The organism is Kaistella sp., assembly GCF_032060305.1.
In the GTDB taxonomy this organism is placed as follows: domain Bacteria; phylum Bacteroidota; class Bacteroidia; order Flavobacteriales; family Weeksellaceae; genus Kaistella; species Kaistella yananensis.
The window spans coordinates 7,971-12,190 of record NZ_DAMBHK010000069.1 but is presented as its reverse complement, the minus strand read 5'-3'; the positions used below and the strand labels follow the sequence as shown (position 1 = coordinate 12,190).

At 37.9% G+C, this 4,220-nt stretch carries 5 protein-coding genes, 1 tRNA gene and 1 pseudogene; 4 read left to right on the top strand and 3 right to left on the bottom strand.

What is annotated here, in order from left to right; genetic code table 11:
- Both V5N63_RS09565 and V5N63_RS09560 read left to right on the top strand, forming a co-directional pair.
- A pseudogene (locus V5N63_RS09565) lies at positions 1 to 120 on the top strand (gliding motility protein GldN); the annotation flags it as partial.
- A gap of 71 nt (positions 121 to 191) precedes the next feature.
- A complete protein-coding gene (locus tag V5N63_RS09560) occupies positions 192 to 1,223 on the top strand; it encodes an NAD(P)/FAD-dependent oxidoreductase (protein WP_332033763.1) in 1,032 nt (343 codons plus the stop codon).
- Positions 1,224 to 1,258: 35 nt separating this feature from the next.
- On the opposite strand, the gene V5N63_RS09555 is transcribed toward V5N63_RS09560, so the two are convergent.
- Both V5N63_RS09555 and V5N63_RS09550 read right to left on the bottom strand, forming a co-directional pair.
- Positions 1,259 to 1,345, bottom strand: a tRNA-Ser gene (locus V5N63_RS09555).
- 67 nt (positions 1,346 to 1,412) lie between these two features.
- A complete protein-coding gene (locus V5N63_RS09550) occupies positions 1,413 to 2,432 on the bottom strand; it encodes an asparaginase (RefSeq protein ID WP_332033762.1) in 1,020 nt (339 codons plus the stop codon).
- Between the two features lie 284 nt (positions 2,433 to 2,716).
- Between V5N63_RS09550 and V5N63_RS09545 the strand changes: the two genes are divergently transcribed.
- Both V5N63_RS09545 and V5N63_RS09540 read left to right on the top strand, forming a co-directional pair.
- Entirely contained in the window at positions 2,717 to 3,379 is a 663-nt protein-coding gene (locus tag V5N63_RS09545) for a TrmH family RNA methyltransferase (protein WP_332033761.1), read from the top strand.
- A complete protein-coding gene (locus tag V5N63_RS09540) occupies positions 3,379 to 3,732 on the top strand; it encodes an SdpI family protein (protein WP_332033760.1) in 354 nt (117 codons plus the stop codon). The genes V5N63_RS09545 and V5N63_RS09540 overlap by 1 nt, the downstream gene beginning before the upstream one ends.
- An 8-nt stretch (positions 3,733 to 3,740) precedes the next feature.
- On the opposite strand, the gene V5N63_RS09535 is transcribed toward V5N63_RS09540, so the two are convergent.
- Positions 3,741 to 4,220 (bottom strand): RsmE family RNA methyltransferase (locus V5N63_RS09535; protein ID WP_332033759.1); only part of this gene is annotated, 480 nt, incomplete at its 5' end.

Here is a 4,220-nt window from a genome sequence, read left to right as displayed (position 1 = left end):
GGTTTAGGAAACGGTGTAATCAAAGATTATATCCCACGTGATGCTGATGCACAGCTTGAAGAGAGCGAGCGAATCAAAGCACAGATTCTTCAGATGGAAAATGATATGTGGAATTACTAATCATTTCCTTTGAATATATACTAAAACCTGAGTATTTTTACTCAGGTTTTTTTTAACCAAATTTCTAAAGAATGAAAAATGTTGATTATATAATTGTTGGGGGCGGATATGCAGGATTTTTTTTCGCCCATCAGCTAATACAGAACAATAAAACTTTCCTGATTTTTTCTGAAAACGGTAAAAGTGCGTCTCAGGTTTCTGCAGGCATCGTGAATCCTGTTGTTTTAAAGAAATTTACCACCTTTTGGCTTGCTCAGGAACAGATCAGTTTTCTGAAAAGTACTTTAAAAGAAATTGAAAAATATACTTGTAAAAACTACTTAATCAACGAAAATATTCACCGGATTTTTCACGATAAAAAAGAGCAGGAACTCTGGCTATCAAAATCTGAAACAGAACAACTGGAGCCTTTCTTAAACCCAGAATTTAAGAATCTGGAAACTGTTCTGAACCCGTTTGCGGCTGGATCTGTAAATTTATCTGCGAGGCTTAATGTGGAAGAATTTTTTGGTGATTTTAAAACTTTTCTCAAGGAAAATAATCATCTAAGAGAACAATATTTTGATTATTCATTAATTACTGATAATTCATATGAACAAATCAGTTTTAAACATATAGTTTTTTGTGAAGGAATAGGAGTGAAAAATAATCCATTTTTTTCCGAAATTCCTGTAATTGCAAACAAAGGGCATCACTTGAAAGTGCAGCTATCAAAACCACTCACAAACTCATATACGCTGAAGAAAAAGCATTTTCTTTTTCCTTTAAGTGGAGATAATTATTATTACGGCGGAACTTACGACCCCAACGAAAGGACGAGCGAAATTGATGATTTCGCAAAGCAGCAGCTAATAGAAGGACTTTCGGAATTCTATCCTCACGACTTCGAAATTAATGAAGTAAACTTTGGGTTCCGGCCCACCGTAAGAGACCGAAGACCAATTTTGGGAAGTCATCCCGAACATCACAATTTTTACGTCTTTAATGGTCTGGGCGCACGTGGAATTTTAAACGGATGTTTCTTTTCAAAAGAATTATATGAACATATTGAAAATCTAAAACCTTTAATGCCTGAAGTAGATTTAAAGCGGTTTAGTAAATAAAAAAATCTCTGAAGTTTTCTTCAGAGATTTTTTAGCAGAGAGGAAGGGATTCGAACCCTCGATACAGTTACCCGTATACTAGCTTTCCAGGCTAGCTCCTTCAACCACTCGGACACCTCTCTAATTGAAGACTGCAAAAATAGAATATTTAATCGAGAACTGAAAATTGAAAATCATTTTTTTTGAAGTTTAATTCACGGAAACTTCACCACAGATATTTCTGGAAAATATTTCGGCAAAATTACCCTCAAATTTTGGGTTGTCCAGCAAATGCATTGCTTTGGTAATGGCACTTTCAGCAGTCATGTCATGCCCGCTGATGGCCCCTATTTTTGTAAAAATATTGGAATTTGAGTACTTACCAAAACTAATTCCACCCGAAACACATTGCGATATCACTACAATTTCGGTTCCCCGGTCGCGAAGCAGCTGTAGCGTCTGTTGTGTTTTCTCGGTATTAAAAATCGTTCCGGAGCCAAAAACCTGCAGAATCAGTACTTTCATTTTTGGCATCTGTAACAAATGCTCAAGATGCATTCCGGGAAAAATCCTCCAGAACAGTACATCCGTTGAGATGTGGTTATCAACGCTGAAATTTTCTTCGGTTTCAGAACGCCACAGGAAATCTTTCTCGATATTCAAATGAACGCCCGATTGTCCCAAAACAGGATAGTTTGGCGTTTGGTAAGCATCAAAATATTCCGCAGAATATTTCAAGGTTCTGTTTCCCCGCAGCAGTTTATATTCAAAATAAATGGTAACTTCCTGTATTACAGCTTCGTTGTTTTCGTAAAGACTTGCATAATAAAGACTTGTGAGGAGATTTTCTTTCGCATCAGTTCGTAAGTCACCAATTGGTAGTTGCGATCCTGTAAGCACAACGGGTTTTCGGAGATTTTTCAGCATAAAACTCAGCGCAGAAGCCGTATAAGACATGGTGTCGGTGCCGTGAAGAATCAAAAATCCGTCGTAATGATCGTAATTTTTACCGATATAGTTCGCGATAATTTTCCACTCCTGGGGCCCCATATCCGATGAATCCAGTGGTTTCTTGAAAGGATGCACAGAAACTTCACATTCAATAAGTTTCATTTCCGGAAGTTTTTGAAAGATATTTCCGAAGTCGAAAGCCCGCAGGCTGCCTGTTTCATAATCTTTTTCCATGCCGATGGTTCCACCGGTGTAGATCAGGAGTACTTTTCTTTTCATAGCTTCAAAAATACATCTTTTCAAGCTAATTTCTTTTGTTTGAAAGTTTGTTTCAGAACGAGGCCATTGAAATTAATCTTTTTTTGGGCGCCAGTTTCCGTCTTCTACTCCCGCTTTTTTGCTCCGCTTCGCTACACAAAAAGAGCTCCGTTCAAGCCGGGGCGCGGTAAAGTTTTAAAAATCATTCGATTTACAAATTATTCAAAATTTATTAATTGCACCTTTCAACACTTTTTGGCGCTCGCTTCGCTCGCGCCTCCTACAAAAATCCTTATTTTTGAAATATGAATCATCAGCATACCTTCAACTATCTCAAACAATTTTTAACCGGTGAAAGACTCACAAAAATCGAACATTTCGCGCCGGAAAGTTCAGATTTTGTATTGCCGGTAATGGAAGATATTTTTCAGTTCCGCAATGCCGCTGCGATTGTTAGGTCGGTAGAAGCGTGCGGATTTCATAAAATTGTAGCTATGGAAAGTGAGAACGAATTCAACCCAAATCTTCGTGTGACAAAGGGAGCTGAGACCTGGGTGGAAGTTGAAAAACTTCCGCATAACCTGGAGAGTCTGATGGAAATAAAAAACCGTGGTTACAAAATTCTGGCAGTTTCGCCGGAAAAGAATGCAACAATGCTTCCCGATTACGATTTGAAAGAACCAGTTGCATTGGTTTTCGGGACGGAAAAAGAAGGCGTTACGGAAGAAATTCTGGAATTTGCTGATGAAACGTTAGCAATTCCCATGTATGGATTTACCCGGAGTTTTAATGTTTCGGTTGCTGCCGCAATTTGTTTTTATGAACTGAAGCAGAAACTGATTAAATCCGGACTCGACTACAAACTTTCTGAAGAGAAAATTTGGAAGATGAAAGTAAGATGGGCGGTGAATTCTATTCCCAGCGGTCCGCAGATTTTAGCGAAATATTTAAAAGAACAGAAAATATAATGAATCAGCTTTTTGACGATCCGTTTTTCAATATAACGGCACTTGTAGGAGGAGTTTTTGTAGTCACAGGATTTATTATGTTGAAATTCCCACCAAAGAAAATAAATTTTCTTTACGGCTATAGAACAAGTGCGTCTATGAAAAATCAGGATCAGTGGGATTTCGCGCAGAGCTATGCAGCCAAGGAAATGATGTTAACCGGAATTGTATTAGCAACAAGCGGCCTGCTTACATTAATTACAGATTTTGCAACTTCCGTAAAGCTTCTGGTTGGTCTGGCAATGGTTGGTTTGGCAGTTATAATTCTTGTGGTAAGAGTTGAAAAGGCGATTAAGAAACGTTTTACCGTGTAATAAACGTTTTACATCATCTTAAAATAATTCCACGCCGCGACAAAAACACCGGCTGTTTCCGTTCGCAGTCTTTGACTTCCCAGCGAAACTGCTTTAATTCCGCGTTCTGCCAAAAGTTGGATTTCTTTATCGGAGAAATCACCTTCAGGACCAATTAAAAAAGTGATATTTTTTTCTGGGGTAATTTCTTTTATATCAATTCGTTCCAGATTTTCATTACAGTGTGCGACAAATGTTGTTTGCGGATCCAACGTTTTTATAAAATCGGAGAATTTTACTAAATCATTAACCACCGGGAAATGAAATCTCAGACTTTGTTTCGACGCAGCGATACTCTGCTTTCTGAGTTTATCGATATTTAGATTTTTTCGTTCAGTTTTTTCGGTATGAATCAAACTCACTTCGGAAACTGCCATTTCAGTAGCTTTCTCCAAAAAAAACTCGATTCTGTCGATGTTTTTGGTAGGCGCAATTGCGATATGAAGTTT